Raw genomic sequence first — 15,254 nt, forward strand, 5'->3', positions numbered from 1 at the left:
GTCGGGCGGGCGGCGGGCCGTTCGCCTCGCGGGCTCACCCCGCCCCGTTCGGCTCAACGTGGCATGCGGCCCGGCCGGGGCGCTGTGAGAGTGCGGGGTGTGACCACTGCCACCGTCATACCCGCGGCGCCCCCCGTGCTGGACCGGCGGCGGCGCAATGTCGTCTTCGGCACGATCATGCTGGGTGTGCTGCTGGCCGCACTCGACCAGACCATCGTCGGCACCGCCCTGCCCACGATCGTGGCGGATCTGGGCGGGGCCGCCCACATGTCGTGGGTGGTGACCTCGTACCTGCTCGCGGAAACCGTCGCGACGGTTCTGGTGGGCAAGTTCGGTGACCTCTTCGGGCGGAAGCTGATCTTCCAGATTTCCGCGGTCGTCTTCATCACCGGCTCGTTCCTGTGCGGTCTCGCGGGCAACATGACCCTGCTCATCCTGTGGCGGGGCGTGCAGGGGATCGGCGCGGGCGGCCTCATGGTCACGTCCATGGCCCTGATCGCCGATGTGGTCCCGCTGCGCGAACGCGGCAAGTACCAAGGCGCGATCGGTGCGGTCTTCGGCGTCGCGACGGTGATCGGGCCGCTGCTCGGCGGGCTCTTCACCGACCACCTGAGCTGGCGCTGGGCCTTCTACGTGAACGTCCCGATCGCGGTCCTGGTGGTGGTGGCGGCCGCCCGGACCATCCCGTCCGTCCGCGCGGCCGGCCGCCCGGTGATCGACTACCTGGGCATCGCGCTGGTCGCGATCGGATCGAGCGCGCTGATCCTGGCCACGAGCTGGGGCGGGAACGAGTACGCCTGGGGCTCGGTGGTGATCGTCGGGCTCTTCGCCGGCGGCGCCGTCGCCCTGGCCCTGTTCTGCGTGGCGCAGACGCGGGCGGCGCAACCGATGCTGCCGATGCGGCTGTTCCGCAATCCCGTCTTCACCGTCTGCTCGGTGCTCAGCTTCGTCGTCGGTTTCGCCATGCTGGGCGCGATGACGTTCCTGCCGTCGTACTTGCAGTACGTGGACGGGGATTCGGCCACGGTCTCCGGCGTCCGGACGCTGCCGCTGGTCATCGGCCTGCTGATCGCGTCCGTCTTCAGCGGGAACGTCACCAGCAAGACGGGCCGGTACCGGATCTTCCCCCTGGTGGGCTGCGCCGTGATGGGCGCCGGGCTCTACCTGCTCTCCCTCATGGGTCCGGGGACCAACGCCTGGCTGGAATCGCTCTACATGTTCGTCCTCGGCGCCGGCATCGGCCTGTGCATGCAGGTCCTGACCATCGCCGTGCAGAACACCGTCGACTACGCCGACCTCGGCACCGCCACCTCGGGCGTCACCTTCTTCCGTACGCTCGGCAGCTCGTTCGGGACCGCGGTCTTCGGCACGATCTACGCCAACAGCCTGCGGCCCGAGCTGGCCGAGGGCGTGGCGCGGGCAGCGCGGGCGACGGGGGCCGATCCCGCGGAGCTGGGCCGGGCCGCGCAGAGCCCGCAGGGGGTGCACGGGCTCGACCCGGCGGCGGCCGGACCGGTCATCGACGCGTACGCGCAGGCGCTGCAGACGGTGTTCCTGTGGACCGTCCCGGTGGCGGTGGTCGGCTTCGTCGTGGCGCTCTTCCTCAAGGAGGTGCACCTGCGCGACACCGCCCGGGCCGGGTCCACGGACATGGGGGACGGCTTCGCCTCACCGGCCACGACCTCGGGGGATTCGGCCAAGCTGCTGGAGCTGGCGGTCGGCAAGCTCGTACGGACCATGGGCCCCGAGACGGCGCGCAGGATCGTCGAGGCCTCGGACACCCGGCTGGACATCGCGGGCGCGTGGGCGGTGATGCAGGTGGAGCTGATGACCCGGACGGTCGGCTACGCCAGCCTCGGTCTGATCGCCGGGCGCCGCTCAGTGCCGCCGGAGGTCCTGCTCCCGGTCTTCGACCGGATGGAGGACGAGGGCTTCATCAGCCGCGAGGGCGGCTTCCTGGCCCTCACCCCGGCCGGGCAGCGGGAGGCCGAGGTCATCTCGCGGGCGTGGGCCGACTGGCTCGGCGACCAGTTGGAGAAGGACCGGGGCCGGCCGCGGAGCGCCGAACTGCGGGTGGCGGCGGACGCGATCGCGAAGCGGCTGCTGGCCGAGGACCTGAGCGAGGGCAATTTCGCGCCGAGGGTGGCGCTGCGGCGGTAGCGGCGCGGCGCCCACGGAACCTCCGACGGCTGCCCGGCGTCTTCGTGCAGGGGGAGACGAGGCGAGGCGCGGCCGGCCGTACGGACGACGGGGGAACGCTCAATGGGGATCACCCTGGCCGAGGAGATCATGCTGCTGTGCCTGGACGAGGAGTCCGGGGTGGCGCGGCAGCGCCAGGCGGCCGGCTGGGCCGCAGCGGGCGGGATACTGCTCGAACTCGTCATGGCGGAGCGGGTGTCGGTGTCGGGCATATACCTGGAGCTCGGGGACACCACCCCGACGGGAGAGCCGTTGCTCGACAGCCGGATCCTGCTGATAGGGGCCTGGCTGCGGGGCCGCAGCAAGGGCCGGGTGACGGACTGGCTGACGAAGGACCACGCGAAGGCGGTCGACGCCGCGCTGGAGGGCCTGACCGCGCGGGGGCTGGTGGTGGCGCAGGTGCGCGAGACGCTCGGGTTGTTCCCGCAGCGCCGCTACGCGCAGGCCGACGGAGCCGTCGAGCGCGCCCTGCGGCAGCGGCTGAGCGACGCCGTCCTCGACGACGCCGAGCCGGACGAGCGGACGGCGGGGCTCATCGCCCTGCTCCACTCGGCCGGGCTGCACCAGCTGGCCTTCCCCGGGCGGGCGCTCGGGTCGGTCGCGCCGAGGATGGCGGAGACGGCCGCCGGCCAGTGGGCCGCGGAAGGGCTCCGGGCCGCCGTCCGCGACGTCCAGGCCGCGATGGTCACGGTGACGGCGGCGACGGCCCTGCCCCTCGCTCCGCCGGCGGACTAGGTCGTCTGGTGGGTAGGCCGGGTTCGCGGCCCGTCAGGTGGTCGGGTTCGCCGTCGGATAGTCGTATGAGGGGACGGGCGGCAGCATCGTGAGCCCCGGGCGCCAGGAGCGCAGGACGGCCGCCGATGGCGGATACAGGGCCGAGGGGATCCCGTCCGGATCGAACCACTGCCAGCGGGCGATCTTGTGGGGCTCGGTGACCTTCGGGACACCCCGCGCCGTGGTGGTGACGGCGGCCCCCGTCAGCCGGGTCAGGCCCGACTCCGCTTCGATCTGGACGGCGAGGACGCGGATCCCGTCGGCGTCCGCCCGCAGATCCGTTTCCTCGGCGAGCTCCCGCGCGGCGGCCTGCTCGAAGCCCTCCCCGGGGTCGACCTTGCCGCCGGGCAGCTCCCAGCGGCCGTCGTGCGCCTGGCCGAGCAGCACCCGGCCGTCGGGGCCGACCACGACCAGCCCGACGCCGACGACGGCATTGGGCTGAGGCACCGCCCGCTCGGGGCGCTCGGGGCCCGCGGGGCCCTGGTCGGTGGTGGTCATGGACGTCCTTCCGGTGCGGTGGCGGGGCGGGCGCGGACATGGATCCGTTCGCCCTGGGGGCCGAAGAGGCTGAGGAATTCCGCTGGCTGCGGCCCCGCGTTGAAGAAGGCGTGCGGGGTGCGCGTGTCGAACTCGGCGGCCTCTCCGGCGCCGAGGACGAGATCGTGCTCGCCGAGGAGCAGCCGGACCCGCCCGGAGAGCACGTACAGCCACTCGTAGCCCTCGTGGACGTTGAGTTCGGGTTCGGGCGGCGGACCGTCCAGGGGCGGGAGGATCTGCTTGAAGGCGCGCAGGCCGCCGAGGTTGCGGGTCAGCGGTACGTAGGTGTGGCCGTGCCGCACGAAGGGGCGCGGCCGGATCCGGGGATCCCCGGTCTCCGGGGCGCCGACCAGCTCGTCGAGCGCCACCCGGTGCGCCTTGGCCAGCGGGAGCAGCAGCTCCAGCGTCGGCTTGCGCCGGCCCGACTCCAGCCGGGACAGCGTGGAGAGCGAGATGCCGGTGGTCTCGCTGAGCTGGGCCAGCGTGGTGCCGCGCTGCCGGCGCAGCGCACGCAGCCGCGGGCCCACGGCGGTGAGCACGCCGGCCAGTTCCTCGTCCTGTTCCTCAGGGGCCATGGATCCATTTGCCGCTTCGGCAAGAAGTTTTGTCAAATGAGAACCCCCGGAGCGACCCTCGCAGGCATGGACGACGACGCAATGGATGACATGTTCGACGTGGTGATCGTGGGCGGCGGCGCCGCCGGGCTCGCCGGGGCCCTCACCCTGGCCCGGGCCCGGCGCTCCGTGCTGGTGATCGACTCCGGCAGCCCCCGCAACGTCCCCGCGGCGCACATGCACGGATACCTCGGCCAGGACGGGGAGAGCCCGGCCGCCCTGCTGGCCAGGGGGCGCGCGGAGGTGGCCCGCTACGGCGGCGAGATCCGGCCCGGCACGGCGATCGCGGCGGACCGGCTGCCCGAGGGCGGGTTCCTGGTCCGCTGCGGGGACGGCTCGACGGTGCGGGCCGGGGCGCTGCTGGTCGCCACCGGCCTGGTGGACGGGCTGCCGGCCGTACCGGGCCTGGCGGCGCGCTGGGGGCGGGACGTGCTGCACTGCCCGTACTGCCACGGCTGGGAGGTCCGGGACCAGCCGATCGCCGTGCTGGCCGACGGTCCGGTCGCCGTGCACCAGGCCCAGCTGTGGCGGCAGTGGAGCGAGCGGACCACCCTGCTGGCCCACACCTGGCGGCTGACCGACGGGGACCGCGAACTGCTGGCCGCCCTGGGCGTGCGGGTCGTCGAGGGGGAGGTGACCGGCCTCGCGGTCCAGGACGACCGGCTGACCGGGGTGGCCCTGGCCGACGGCGCCGTGGAGCGGTGCCGGGCCCTGGTGGTGGCCCCGCGGTTCACCGCCCGCTCGGGCGTGCTGAGCAGCCTCGGCCTGCCTACGGCCGCGGTGGAGCGGGACGGCCATGTGATCGGCACCTGCGTCGAGTCCGACCCGGCCACCGGGGCCACCGCGCTCCCGGGCGTTTGGGTGGCCGGCAATGTGACCGCTCCGCTGGAGCAGGTCGCGGGCGCGGCCGCCCAGGGAGTGCGCGCGGCCGTCGCCGTCAACACGTACCTCATCGAGGCGGAAGCCCGCCGGGCGGTGGAGGCGGACCGGGCGGGCGGGGCGTAGGGCGACCTCGGACATTTGTGCGGGTTTCGCCCGGCCTTCGTCCGTGCAGGCTCTGGGCGGTGTGATCACCGTACGGCTCATCGGCTCATCGGCTCATCGGTTCAACGGCTCAAGGGGACGCTCAATGGCACATGTGCTGGTCATCGGCGGCGGCGTCGGAGGGCTGGCCACCGCGCTGCTCGCGGCGCGTCACGGGCACACCGCCGAGCTGTTCGAGCGTGATCCGCGCGCCCCGGGCACGGCGCTCGACCGGGACTTCTTCGGCTGGCGGAGGCCGGCCGTGCCGCAGGCCTCGCAGCCGCACGTGCTGCTGGGGGCGGCCCGCACCGTGCTGCGGGAGGAACTGCCGGACGTCCACGCGGAGATGCTCCGGCTCGGCGCGCGCGAGCGGCACGAGCTGGACTGGTTCGACGTGCGGCCCCCCGAACTCCCCGGCGACGAGGACCTCGTCGTGCTCCAGGCCCGGCGCATCGTGCTGGAGAGCGCCCTGGCCACGGCCCTGCGGGCCGAGCCCGGGGTCGTCGTCCGGTACGGGGAGACGGTCACCGCACTGACCACGGCTCCGGCACCGGCACCGGCACCGGCACCGGAATCGACACCGGCACCGGCACCGGAACCGACACCGGAACCGACACCGGAACCGGGGATCCACGTGACGGGAGTGACCACCGAGAGCGGGAGCTACGGGGCGGACCTCGTGGTGGACGCCGGCGGGCGGCGCGGGGGCCTGGAGCGCCGGCTGGCCGCGGCGGGCTGCCGGCCGCCCGTCGTGGAACGGCACCGCACGGGACTCGCGTACTTCTGCCGCTGGTACCGGCTTCCCGAGGGCATGGACGAGGGGCCGCGCCGGCCCTGGGCCGTGACCGGCGGGTCCTTCGCCGGGTGCGCCGTCTTCCCGGCCGACAACCGGCTGTTCGCCGTGACGCTGTTCGTGCACACCGCCGACACCACGCGCTCGGCGCTGCGCGACCCCGCCGTCTTCGAGCGCGCGGCGCGCGCCTTCCCGCCCGCCGCGGCCTGGCTGGCCCTGGGGGCCGAGCCGCAGTCGCAGGTGCTGGCCACCGCGAGCCTCGACAACCGGTGGAGTGCGCTGGTCGACGAGCGGGGCCCGGTGGTGAGCGGGCTGGTGCCGGTCGGGGATTCGATCACGCACACCAATCCGACCCTCGGGCAGGGCGCCTCGCTCGCCCTGTGGGCCGCGCGCCGGGTGGCCCGTACGGCGCACCGGGAGCCCGCATCGGCGCGGTTCGCCCTCGACCACCACGCCTGGGCGGTGGACACCCTGAAGCCGTGGTTCGACTTCCAGGTGGTCGCCGACGCGGCCATCGGGGAGCGCTTCGCGACGCGGGCGGGGCGTACGGGGACGGCGCGCGAGGTGGCCGCCCTGTTCGACTGTGCGCTGGAGGACCCGGAGGTGATGCGGGCGCGGGCGAGGGTGCGGCACCTGGTGGAACCACCGGGGCGGGCGTACGCGGATCCGCGGATCCGGGCCCGCGTGGCGCGCTGGCTGGCCGCCCGGCCGCACTACGTGCCGAACGCGGCGGGGCCGGGCCGGGCGGAATGGGAGGAGCTGACGGCGCCCACCGGCGCGCGGCCCGCTCAGCCGCCGTCGGCGTCCGCAGCGGTTGCGGAACCCGCGTCGGCGGGCGGGCCTAGGACCTCGGCCAGGTCGTAGGTGACGACCTCCTCCAGCTGGGCGTACGTACAGCTCTCCGGTACCCGGTCGGGGCGCCAGCGGCGGAACTGGGCGGTGTGCCGGAAGCGGTCGCCCTCCATGTGGTCGTAGGCGACCTCGACGACCCGTTCGGGCCGCAGCGGTACCCAGGACAGGTCCTTCTTGCCGGTCCACCTGCTCTGCGCGCCCGGCAGCCGTGCGCTCTCGTGCGCGGACTCCTCGGCCCAGGCGCCCCAGGGGTGCGCGGTCGTGTCCTCCATCCGCAGCGGTTCGAGCTCCTCCACCAGCTCGGCGCGGCGCTTCATGGGGAAGGCGGCGCACACGCCCACGTGCTGGAGGGCTCCGTGAGCGTCGTACAAGCCCAGGAGCAGCGATCCGACGATCGGACCGCTCTTGTGGAAACGGAAACCCGCGACGACGACGTCGGCGGTACGTTCGTGCTTGATCTTGAACATGAGACGGGCATCGGGCCGGTAGCGCAGATCGAGCGGTTTGGCGATCACGCCGTCGAGCCCGGCGCCCTCGAACTGCTCGAACCACTCCTGCGCGACCGCAGGATCGGTGGTCGCGGGCGCGAGATGGACGGGGGGCCGAGCAGTGGAGAGGGACCGGGTCAGAGCGGTACGGCGGTCGACGAGCGGCGTGTCGAGGAGCGACTCGTCGCCGAGCGCGAGCAGGTCGAAGGCGACGAAGCTGGCGGGCGTCGTCTCGGCGAGCAGTTTCACGCGGGAGGCGGCGGGATGGATGCGCTCGGTCAGCCGGTCGAAGTCCAGACGCCCGCCCTGAACGATCACGATCTCGCCGTCCACGACGCAGCGGGCGGGCAGATTCGCCTTCAGGGCCGCCACCAGCTCCGGAAAGTACCGGGTCAGCGGCTTTCCCGTCCGGCTGCCGATCTCGATCTCGTCACCGTCGCGGTGCACGATGGCCCGGAAGCCGTCCCACTTGGCCTCGTACTGCATCCCGGGCGGGATCTTCGTCACGGACTTGGCGAGCATCGGCTTGACGGGCGGCATCACGGGCAGATCCATGCCTTCGATTCTGCGGTCGTACGTCCGGCCCCGCCCGGTGTGCGCGTACGACCGGGCCCGCCTACCGTGGCCCACATGGGTGCTGCCGGTAATGCGATCGAGCTGGAGGCGGGCGGACGGACGGTACGGCTGTCCAGCCCGGACAAGGTGTACTTCCCGGAGCGCGGACTCACCAAGCGGCACGTCGCCGAGTACTACCTGGCGGTCGCGGACGGCATCACGCGCGCCCTGCGCAACCGGCCGACCACCCTGGAGCGCTACCCGGAGGGGGTCGAGGGCGAGTCCTTCTTCCAGAAGAGGGCGCCGAAGAACCTCCCGGACTGGATCCCGACCGCCCACATCGCCTTCCCGAGCGGTCGCTCGGCCGACGAGATCTGCCCCACCGAGCCGGCCGCCGTGCTGTGGGCCGCCAACCTCGGCTGCCTCACCTTCCACCCGTGGCCGGTGCGCCGCGAGGACACCGACCGGCCCGACGAACTGCGCATCGACCTGGATCCGCAGCCGGGCACCGACTACCACCACGCGGTGGCGGCCGCCCACGAGCTGCGCGCCCTGCTGGAGGAGCTGGGCCTGCGCGGCTGGCCCAAGACCTCCGGTGGCCGCGGCCTGCACGTCTTCGTGCCGATCAAACCGCAGTGGACCTTCACCGAGGTCCGCCGCTGCGCCATCGCGATCGGCCGGGAGCTGGAGCGCCGGATGCCGGGCAAGGTCACGACGGCCTGGTGGAAGGAGGAGCGCGGGGAGCGGATCTTCGTCGACTACAACCAGACGGCGCGCGACCGCACGATCGCCTCCGCCTACTCCGTCCGCCCGCGCCCGCACGCCCCGGTGTCCGCGCCGCTGCGCTGGGACGAGGTGGACGACGCGGAGCCGCGCGACTTCGACATCGTGACGATGCCGGCCCGCTTCGCCGAACTGGGCGACCTGCACGCGGACATGGACGACCACGCCTTCACCCTGGACGCCGTACTGGAACTGGCGGCCCGCCACGAACACGACCACGGCCTGGGCGACATGCCCTACCCGCCGGATTACCCGAAGATGCCGGGCGAACCCAAACGCGTCCAGCCCAGCCGGGCCAAGCACGAGGACTGAGCCGGCTCCGGAGGGCCGCTGTCAGTGGGGGGTGTCATGCTCGAAGAGGACAGCAGAGTGATGCCGCAGGAGGCCGGAAGGAGCGCGGACCATGCTCACGACGGACTACGAGGACGGCTCCCCGAACTGGGTGGACCTCGCCACCCCCGACGTCGACGGCGCCGCCGCGTTCTATGCGGGCCTGTTCGGCTGGGACTTCCAGCCGGGAGGCGAGGAGGTCGGCGGGTACGGCATGTTCCACCTCGGCGGCAAGACGGTCGCGGGCGCCATGACCGTGCCGCCGGAGCAGGGCCCGTCTGCCTGGCAGGTGTACTTCCAGACCTCCGACGCGGACGCGACGGCGGCGGCCGTGACCGGGGCGGGCGGCACGGTCCTGTTCGAACCGATGGACGTCATGGACTTCGGCCGGATGGCGATCTTCGCCGACCCGGCGGGCGTGGGCTTCGGGGTGTGGCAGCCGAGGAGGAACACGGGTCTGGGCGCGGTGACGGACGTGGGCACCCTGTGCTGGACGGAGCTCTACACCGGCGACGTGGGCGCGGCGGGCACGTTCTACCGCACGGTCCTCGGCTGGGAGATCAGCGAGATGCCGTTCGAGGGCGGGACGTACACGATGGTCAAGCCGGCCGGGACGTCGGACGAAGCCGCCTTCGGCGGTCTCGTCCCGATCTCCATGGATCCGGTGGAGGATGCCGAACGGCCCTACTGGACGCCGTACTTCGAGGTCGCCGACTGCGACGTGACGGCGGCGAAGGCGGAGGAGTCGGGCGGCAAGGTCCGCCTCACCCCGGTGTTCATGGAAGGAGTCGGCCGTTTCGCCAAGCTGGCGGACCCCTTCGGCGCGCGGTTGGCGGTCATAGCCAGCGCGCCGGCGCCCGGGCCGTGACGGGCTGTTGATCAGGCGTTGATCGGACGTCCATCGGCGCCGGTCAGTATCTGCGGCATGTCGATGAACACCACCACCGCAGCCACTGACACCGCCTGGTACGACCTCGCCCTGTGCGCCCAGACGGGCCCGGGCTTCTTCTTCCCGGAGCCCGGCTCTTCGCTGCGCGACGCGAAGCGGCTGTGCGGGGCGTGCGAGGGACGGGTGGCGTGCCTGGAGTACGCCCTGGCCAACGACGAGCGCTTCGGAGTCTGGGGCGGCCTCTCGGAGTCCGAACGCCTCGCCCTGCGCACTCGCCGCTGATCACGTGCGCGTCCGCGTCCCCAGCGCGACGCGAAACCCTGGCAGAGCGTGGCTCTGCCAGGGCGATGCGTCACGTGCGCGAGGGAGCGCAAACCGGTCAGGCCTGAAACCGGTCACGCCTGAGGTCAGGCGGCCTGACCTCAGCCCTTGCGGGCCGCGATGCGCGCCGCGCGGGCGGCCAGGCGCTCGTCGAACTTGCGTGCCTCGCTGTCCAGGCCGTTCATGAAGAGGCCGAGCTCCTCCTGGGCCTTCTGGCCCTCGGGGCCGAGGCCGTCGATGTCCATGATCTTCAGGAAGCGGATCACGGGGCTCAGCACGTCGTCGTGGTGGATCCGCAGGTTGTAGACCCCGCCGATGGCCATCTGCGCGGCCATCCGCTCGAAGCCGGGCATGCCGTGTCCGGGCATCCGGAAGTTGACCACGACGTCCCGTACGGCCTGCATGGTCTGGTCGGGGGCCAGCTCGAAGGCCGCGCCGAGCAGGTTGCGGTAGAAGACCATGTGCAGGTTCTCGTCCTGCGCGATGCGCGCCAGCATCCGGTCGCACACCGGGTCGCCGGACTGGTGGCCGGTGTTGCGGTGCGAGATGCGGGTGGCGAGCTCCTGGAAGGCCACGTACGCCACCGAGTGCAGCATGGAGTGGCGGTTGTCGGACTCGAAGCCCTCCGACATGTGCTGCATGCGGAACGCTTCCAGCTTGTCCGGGTCCACGGCGCGCGAGGCCAGCAGGTAGTCGCGCATCACGATGCCGTGGCGGCCCTCCTCGGCGGTCCAGCGGTGCACCCACGTGCCCCAGGCGCCGTTACGGCCGAAGAGCGTGGCGATCTCGTGGTGGTAGCTGGGGAGGTTGTCCTCGGTCAGCAGGTTCACGACCAGCGCGATCTTGCCGATCTCGGTGACCTTGGACTGCTCCGGGTCCCAGGCCTCGCCGTCCTCGAAGAAGCCCGGGAAGTTCCGGCCGTCGCTCCACGGGACGTACTCGTGGGGCATCCAGTCCTTGGTGACCTTCAAATGGCGGTTGAGCTCCTGCTCGACCACCTCTTCCAGCGCGTACAGCAGCTTGGCGTCGGTCCACGCCTCCGAGCTGCCGAGGTGGGGAGAGGTGATCGTCATACGGGTACTCCTGGGTGCAAAGCGATGTACTTACGGTTCCGTAGCCTACGGAGTCGTAGGTTAAGCGCGACATCAAGGCGAGGCCAAGCCCCGCCTAGGTGTATGTCCAGTTACATCCAGTTATCTATGCAGTGCAGCAAGCGGTTCGAGCGGGAAGCGGAGGGCGAAAATAACGCCCGGAGGTGGTCCGCCGCCCCCCACTTGACGGCCGGGACCGGCGTGCGGAGGGGCGGACCGGGCCTCCCGACGCACGCCTACCCCCGGCCTCGGGGGCCAAGCGGAACGGGGCCGGGGCCCGCTAACCGCGCCCCAGCGCCTCCCGGACCTCCTCCGGCGTCGTCGGCCTCAGCTCACCGTCCAGCAGCAGCCAGCGGGTGACGCCGAGGGACTCCAGGAACGGCACGTCATGGCTCGCCACCACGAGCGCGCCCTCGTACGCGTCCAGCGCCCCGGTCAGCTGCCGCACGCTCGCCAGGTCCAGATTGTTCGTCGGCTCGTCCAGCATGAGCAGCTGGGGAGCGGGCTCCGCCAGCAGCAGCGCCGCCAGTGCCGCCCTGAACCGCTCCCCGCCGGACAGGGTGCCGGCCGGCCGGTCCGCCCGGGCGCCGCGGAAGAGGAAGTGCGCGAGCCGCGCCCGGATCAGGTTGTTCGTGGCCTGCGGGGCGAACCGCACCACGTTCTCCACGACCGAGCGGCTCTCGTCCAGCACGTCGAGCCGCTGCGGCAGGAACCGCGTGCTCACATGCGCGACCGCCTCCCCGGACACCGGCGCGAGCTCTCCGGCGATCGTGCGCAGCAAGGTCGTCTTCCCCGACCCGTTGCGGCCCACCAGAGCGATCCGCTCCGGGCCCCGCAGTTCCCACTCACCGCGTACCGCGGCCCCGTGGGCGAGGCGCAGGTCGCTCAGGGTCAGGACGCGCCGCCCCGGTGGGACGTGGGTGGAGGGCAGCTCGATCCGGATCTCGTCGTCGTCACGCACCGCCTCCACGGCCTGGTCCAGCCGGTCCTTGGCCTGCGCCAGCTTCTCGGTGTGCATGATCCGGTGCTTGCCGGCCGACTCCTGCGCGGCGCGCTTGCGCGCACCCATCACGATCTTCGGCTCGCGCTTGTTGTCGTTCATCTTCTGGCCGTACCGCTTGCGCCGCGCCAACTTCACGTGCGCGTCGGCCAGTTCGCGCTTCTGCCGCTGTACGTCGGCCTCAGCGACCCGCACCATCCGCTCGGCCGCGTCCTGCTCGGCCGCGAGCATCTCCTCGTAGTCCGTGAAGTTCCCTCCGTACCAGCGGACTTCGCCGTCACGCAGATCGGCGATCTGATCGACCCGCTCCAGCAGCTCCCGGTCGTGGCTGACCAGGAGCATCACCCCGGACCAGGACTCGACCGCCGCGTACAGGCGGCCCCGGGCCCGCAGGTCCAGGTTGTTGGTGGGTTCGTCCAGCAGCAGGACGTCGGGTCGTGCGAGCAGCAGGGCGGCCAGCCGCAGCAGGACGGACTCTCCGCCCGACAGCTCCCCGACGGTGCGGTCCAGGCCGATCCGGGCGAGCCCGAGCGCGTCGAGCGTGGCCAGGGCCCGCTCCTCCACGTCCCAGTCGTCGCCGACCGCGGCGAAGTTCGCCTCGGTGGCCTCGCCCGCCTCGATGGCGTGCAGTGCGGCGCGCGTGGTGTGGATGCCGAGCGCCTCGTCCACGCGCAGTGCGGTGTCGAGGGTGATGTTCTGCGGGAGGTAGCCCACCGAGCCGGCGACGGACGACTGGCCCCCGGTCGGGGTCAGTTCACCGGCGATCAGCTTCAACAGGGTTGACTTCCCGGAGCCGTTGAGGCCGATCAAGCCGGTGCGGCCGGGGCCGACGGCGAGTTGGAACCCGTCGAAGACGGGGGTGCCGTCGGGCCAGTCGAAGGACAGGGCGGAGCAGGTGACGAAAGCAGGGGCGTGACTCATGGAGGCCTCCAGGTTGCGTGAATGGTGCGTGCAACGCGGGGAGACAGCCGACGCTCAGAAGGTCACGGCGAAGGTGACAGGGACGGCGATCGGTGTCTCGAACCTCAGACGAGCAATGTCCTGCTCCGTTTCGACGGCAGTGGGGCGTCTACGAAGCTACGGCCGGCCGCGGCCGCCCGCAAACGAATAAACCGAGCGGGCGGCGGCGGGTCAGCAGGTGTCGCGCAGCAGTTCGGCCAGGCTGTGGTCCATGTCGAGATAGAGGTGTTCCAGGCCGGGCGGGACCACACCCGCCGCCCGCTCCAGGAACCGGTGCAGCTCGGCCGTCAGCATCAGCACGATCGCGACGCCCTCCGCCGCGTGGAACTCGATCGTGGTCCGGTCGACGTCGTACGGGCGCACGCGCACGTCCCCCTGGCCCGAGGGGCGGTCCAGTCCGGACTCCAGCAGCTCGCGCGAGAAGGTCCAGGAGACCTCGACGCCCTCCAGCGTCGCCGGCGCGGGGAAGGCCATCCGTACGGCGAAAGGATCCGCGCGGTCGTAGCAGAGGGTGACGGGAACGGTCTCGACCTTCGGGGCGGTGGCGACCAGACGGGCCTGCGCGGCCTGCTCGATGACAGTGATCAAGGCTCACTCCCTTGCGGCGGATCTGCTGCCGGACCCTGGCGTGGAGCCCGGCAACCCGATAGACGCCGGAATCGGCACATCCGTGCATGGGCCTGCACGTGAGCTGTGTCACCGACTGGCTGGAACCCACCTGTGTGATCGCACGGAGTGACCGCGTGCGCGGAGACGTCCGAAGGAAGCTCCCTGAGCCCGGCGGACGCAGGAGGGTCACAGAAGGGCTGGTTACCGATCACTCCACAGGCGCAAAGGGCGGCCGGGAGGCCCTCTGGACGGCCCTTCCGGGGTGCGTTAGCTTCCGGCGCCATGAGACTTCTGCAAGTGGGAACGGGCATGGGCGCGGCCGCTCTGCTGGTGGGGCTGCTGGCCGCCCCCGCCCAGGCCGGTGCGGCCGGTGCCGAAGAGCCGCAGGACCCGGCTCCGGACGTGGCGCAGACCACGGAACGGGACCTGGCGCAGGACTTACGAGGCGCCGGCTGGTCCTTGAAGGAGACCGGGAAGGCGGTCCGCTTCCGCGGCCTGGCGGCGGTCAGCCGCAGCACGGCCTGGGTGGCCGGCTCCAAGGGGACCGTCCTGCGCACGGTCGACGGCGGCCGCAGCTGGCAGGACGTCTCGCCGCCCGGCGCCGTCGCCGAGGGGCTGGAACTGCGCGACGTCGAGGCCTTCGACGAGCGGCGAGCGGTGGCCCTGTCCATCGGGGAGGGCGAGGCCTCCAGGGTGCTGCGCACCGAGGACGGCGGCGCCTCCTGGACCGAGACCTTCCGCAACCCCGACCCGCGCGCCTTCTACGACTGCCTCACCTTCTTCGACGCGCGCCGCGGCCTGGCGATGAGCGATCCGGTGGACGGGAAGTTCCGCATCCTGTCCACGGACGACGGCGGCCGCACCTGGCGGGTTCTGCCGAACGAGGGCATGCCCGAGGCGCTGCCCGGCGAGGCGGGCTTCGCGGCGAGCGGCCAGTGCCTGGTCAGCGCGGGCCCGCGCGACGTCTGGCTCGCCACGGGCGGCGGGGCGAGCGCGCGCGTCCTGCATTCCACGGACCGGGGCCTGACCTGGCGGGTCGCCGAGTCCACCGTCCCGGCGGGCGACCCGGCGCGAGGCGTCTTCGCCCTGGCCTTCCGGGACCGTACGCAGGGGCTCGCGGTCGGCGGTGACTACCGCACGGGCCAGGCCTCCCCGCAGGCCGCGGCCGTCTCCGCGGACGGAGGCCGCACCTGGAGCCAGGCGTCGTCCCCGCCGCCGGCCTACCGCTCGGGCGCGGCCTGGTACCCGTACGGCCGGGGCACGGCCCTCGCGGTCGGACCGACGGGCACGGACGTGACCACGGACGGCGGCCACAGCTGGCGCCCCCTGGAAACGGGCTCCTTCGACACGGTCGACTGCGCGCCGGCCAGCGGCTGCTGGGCGGCCGGGGAGAAGGGCCGGGTGGCGCGGCTGGAGCAAAGGTGAGGGTGAGGGCG

The 15,254-nt window shown here is 72.5% G+C and carries 14 protein-coding genes; 8 read left to right on the forward strand and 6 right to left on the reverse strand.

All coding sequences use genetic code 11. From position 1 onward, the window contains the following. Positions 1–63 precede the first annotated feature (63 nt). Both AC07DU_RS11650 and AC07DU_RS11655 read left to right on the forward strand, forming a co-directional pair. Positions 64–2,160 (forward strand): DHA2 family efflux MFS transporter permease subunit, encoded by a 2,097-nt coding sequence (locus tag AC07DU_RS11650; RefSeq protein ID WP_479027684.1) that lies wholly within the window; start codon positions 64–66, stop codon positions 2,158–2,160. Positions 2,161–2,262: 102 nt separating this feature from the next. Further along, positions 2,263–2,934 carry a GOLPH3/VPS74 family protein gene (locus tag AC07DU_RS11655; protein WP_479110873.1) on the forward strand — a complete coding sequence of 224 codons (672 nt, stop codon included), beginning with the start codon at positions 2,263–2,265 and terminating at the stop codon, positions 2,932–2,934. Between the two features lie 33 nt (positions 2,935–2,967). Here AC07DU_RS11655 and AC07DU_RS11660 read toward each other — a convergent pair whose 3' ends face one another. After that, a complete protein-coding gene (locus AC07DU_RS11660; protein WP_479110875.1) occupies positions 2,968–3,471 on the reverse strand; it encodes a nucleotide triphosphate diphosphatase NUDT15 in 504 nt (167 codons plus the stop codon). Further along, positions 3,468–4,085 (reverse strand): helix-turn-helix domain-containing protein, encoded by a 618-nt coding sequence (locus AC07DU_RS11665; protein WP_479110877.1) that lies wholly within the window; start codon positions 4,083–4,085, stop codon positions 3,468–3,470. Before AC07DU_RS11665 ends, AC07DU_RS11660 begins: the two co-directional genes overlap by 4 nt. 66 nt (positions 4,086–4,151) lie before the next feature. On the opposite strand from AC07DU_RS11665, the gene AC07DU_RS11670 reads away from it, so the two are divergent. Continuing rightward, complete coding sequence (locus AC07DU_RS11670; RefSeq protein ID WP_479110879.1) at positions 4,152–5,129, forward strand: NAD(P)/FAD-dependent oxidoreductase; 978 nt, start codon at positions 4,152–4,154, stop codon at positions 5,127–5,129. 124 nt (positions 5,130–5,253) lie between these two features. Next, positions 5,254–6,804 (forward strand): NAD(P)-binding protein, encoded by a 1,551-nt coding sequence (locus AC07DU_RS11675; protein WP_479110881.1) that lies wholly within the window; start codon positions 5,254–5,256, stop codon positions 6,802–6,804. On the opposite strand, the gene AC07DU_RS11680 is transcribed toward AC07DU_RS11675, so the two are convergent. Then, positions 6,729–7,835 (reverse strand): ATP-dependent DNA ligase, encoded by a 1,107-nt coding sequence (locus AC07DU_RS11680; RefSeq protein WP_479110883.1) that lies wholly within the window; start codon positions 7,833–7,835, stop codon positions 6,729–6,731. The genes AC07DU_RS11675 and AC07DU_RS11680 overlap by 76 nt on opposite strands. Positions 7,836–7,910: 75 nt before the next feature. Between AC07DU_RS11680 and ligD the strand changes: the two genes are divergently transcribed. The 3 genes from ligD to AC07DU_RS11695 all read left to right on the forward strand — a co-directional run bounded on the left by ligD (position 7,911) and on the right by AC07DU_RS11695 (position 10,119). Next, positions 7,911–8,930: a non-homologous end-joining DNA ligase gene (gene ligD, locus AC07DU_RS11685; protein WP_360889056.1), complete on the forward strand. Its 1,020-nt coding sequence runs from the start codon at positions 7,911–7,913 to the stop codon at positions 8,928–8,930. Positions 8,931–9,021: 91 nt separating this feature from the next. Further along, positions 9,022–9,816 carry a VOC family protein gene (locus AC07DU_RS11690; RefSeq protein WP_479027665.1) on the forward strand — a complete coding sequence of 265 codons (795 nt, stop codon included), beginning with the start codon at positions 9,022–9,024 and terminating at the stop codon, positions 9,814–9,816. A 57-nt stretch (positions 9,817–9,873) separates the two neighbouring features. Continuing rightward, positions 9,874–10,119, forward strand: coding sequence for a WhiB family transcriptional regulator (locus tag AC07DU_RS11695; protein WP_360889051.1), 246 nt, complete (start codon positions 9,874–9,876; stop codon positions 10,117–10,119). 140 nt (positions 10,120–10,259) lie between these two features. Here the strand turns inward: AC07DU_RS11695 and AC07DU_RS11700 are convergent, their stop codons facing one another. The 3 genes from AC07DU_RS11700 to ssgD form a co-directional block, all read right to left on the reverse strand. Further along, positions 10,260–11,231, reverse strand: coding sequence for an acyl-ACP desaturase (locus AC07DU_RS11700; protein WP_360889048.1), 972 nt, complete (start codon positions 11,229–11,231; stop codon positions 10,260–10,262). A gap of 298 nt (positions 11,232–11,529) precedes the next feature. Further along, positions 11,530–13,170: an ABC-F family ATP-binding cassette domain-containing protein gene (locus tag AC07DU_RS11705; RefSeq protein ID WP_479110885.1), complete on the reverse strand. Its 1,641-nt coding sequence runs from the start codon at positions 13,168–13,170 to the stop codon at positions 11,530–11,532. A gap of 210 nt (positions 13,171–13,380) precedes the next feature. Further along, positions 13,381–13,797 carry a spore wall synthesis regulator SsgD gene (ssgD, locus tag AC07DU_RS11710; protein ID WP_366864005.1) on the reverse strand — a complete coding sequence of 139 codons (417 nt, stop codon included), beginning with the start codon at positions 13,795–13,797 and terminating at the stop codon, positions 13,381–13,383. 330 nt (positions 13,798–14,127) lie between these two features. Here ssgD and AC07DU_RS11715 point away from each other — a divergent pair, with 330 nt between their 5' ends. Beyond that, positions 14,128–15,243, forward strand: a complete 1,116-nt coding sequence (locus tag AC07DU_RS11715; protein ID WP_479111148.1) for a WD40/YVTN/BNR-like repeat-containing protein — start codon at positions 14,128–14,130, stop codon at positions 15,241–15,243. The last annotated feature ends 11 nt before the right edge of the window (positions 15,244–15,254 follow it).

It is taken from the genome of Streptomyces sp. NPDC045695 (genome assembly GCF_056432025.1).

Excerpts from the sequence above, each read along its gene's own strand:
- AC07DU_RS11650 (WP_479027684.1), top strand. The coding sequence starts at position 64 with ATGCGGCCCGGCCGGGGCGCTGTGAGAGTGCGGGGTGTGACCACTGCC.
- AC07DU_RS11655 (WP_479110873.1), top strand. The coding sequence starts at position 2,263 with ATGGGGATCACCCTGGCCGAGGAGATCATGCTGCTGTGCCTGGACGAG.
- AC07DU_RS11660 (WP_479110875.1), bottom strand. The coding sequence starts at position 3,471 with ATGACCACCACCGACCAGGGCCCCGCGGGCCCCGAGCGCCCCGAGCGG.
- AC07DU_RS11665 (WP_479110877.1), bottom strand. The coding sequence starts at position 4,085 with ATGGCCCCTGAGGAACAGGACGAGGAACTGGCCGGCGTGCTCACCGCC.
- AC07DU_RS11670 (WP_479110879.1), top strand. The coding sequence starts at position 4,152 with ATGGACGACGACGCAATGGATGACATGTTCGACGTGGTGATCGTGGGC.
- AC07DU_RS11675 (WP_479110881.1), top strand. The coding sequence starts at position 5,254 with ATGGCACATGTGCTGGTCATCGGCGGCGGCGTCGGAGGGCTGGCCACC.
- AC07DU_RS11680 (WP_479110883.1), bottom strand. The coding sequence starts at position 7,835 with ATGGATCTGCCCGTGATGCCGCCCGTCAAGCCGATGCTCGCCAAGTCC.
- ligD (WP_360889056.1), top strand. The coding sequence starts at position 7,911 with ATGGGTGCTGCCGGTAATGCGATCGAGCTGGAGGCGGGCGGACGGACG.
- AC07DU_RS11690 (WP_479027665.1), top strand. The coding sequence starts at position 9,022 with ATGCTCACGACGGACTACGAGGACGGCTCCCCGAACTGGGTGGACCTC.
- AC07DU_RS11695 (WP_360889051.1), top strand. The coding sequence starts at position 9,874 with ATGTCGATGAACACCACCACCGCAGCCACTGACACCGCCTGGTACGAC.
- AC07DU_RS11700 (WP_360889048.1), bottom strand. The coding sequence starts at position 11,231 with ATGACGATCACCTCTCCCCACCTCGGCAGCTCGGAGGCGTGGACCGAC.
- AC07DU_RS11705 (WP_479110885.1), bottom strand. The coding sequence starts at position 13,170 with ATGAGTCACGCCCCTGCTTTCGTCACCTGCTCCGCCCTGTCCTTCGAC.
- AC07DU_RS11715 (WP_479111148.1), top strand. The coding sequence starts at position 14,128 with ATGGGCGCGGCCGCTCTGCTGGTGGGGCTGCTGGCCGCCCCCGCCCAG.